This window comes from Bradyrhizobium algeriense (assembly GCF_003062295.1).
Classification (GTDB): Bacteria; Pseudomonadota; Alphaproteobacteria; order Rhizobiales; family Xanthobacteraceae; genus Bradyrhizobium; species Bradyrhizobium algeriense.
Genome location: NZ_PYCN01000179.1, coordinates 1 through 712, shown reverse-complemented (window position 1 = coordinate 712; position 712 = coordinate 1). Strand labels below are relative to the sequence as shown.

Sequence of the window (712 nt, the reverse complement as noted above, 5' to 3'; positions counted from 1 at the left end):
GGCCCCGACTGACGGATCAGATCCAACACCATGATCAGCGCCTGGTTCAGCGGATCCAGCGACTGCAGCCAGGTGGCGACGTCGGCATCGCGATCCTGCTGCGGCGCGTGCATCCACATGTGCAGGGTTGGCAGATCGAAGCTGCAGCAGCCGCCGGGAATGTTCAGCCGCTGGCGCACCAGGCCGATCAGCCGATCTTCGCGCAGCGCCTGGCCGAGGCGCGGCGCCGCCATCAGCGCCGATGAGCGCGACTTCAACTGGCCGCGCAGCTGGTCGATCAGCGCCATATCCACGCCCGGCACATCGGCCCAGGCCAACAGTTTCTGCTGCTGGCGCTCCAGCTCTTTGAGCAGTTCGGTGCGCACTTCGCCGCGCTCCAGCACGTCCAGCAAGTCGGAGACGGTGCGAAAGAAGGTGAGGGCGATGGCGGTTTCACTCAGGGCGCGTTGGCCGTGCAGCTGTTGCAGCAGAAATTCGATGCGTAGCCAGGTGCGCATTTTTTCGTTCAGCGGGTGTTCAAAGAGAACGGTTGGGGAAACATCACTCATGCAGTTTAATCCTGTTGGGGCGCTGTTGCCGCCAGTTCAAGGTAGCGACGATGCAGTGCGGCGACCTGTGGCTCTATCCCCTGAGCGGCGCCGCTGTTGTCAATAATGTCATCCGCCACGGCGAGGCGCTGCCGGCGCGTGGCCTGGGCGGCGAGAATGCTCTG

The 712-nt window shown here is 63.9% G+C and carries 1 protein-coding gene; it reads right to left on the bottom strand.

Going from position 1 to position 712, the window contains the following annotated elements:
• A partial coding sequence (locus C7G61_RS42990) for a cell division protein ZapD (RefSeq protein ID WP_108523438.1) occupies window positions 1-548 on the bottom strand: 548 nt, incomplete at its 3' end.
• Window positions 549-712: the final 164 nt, after the last annotated feature.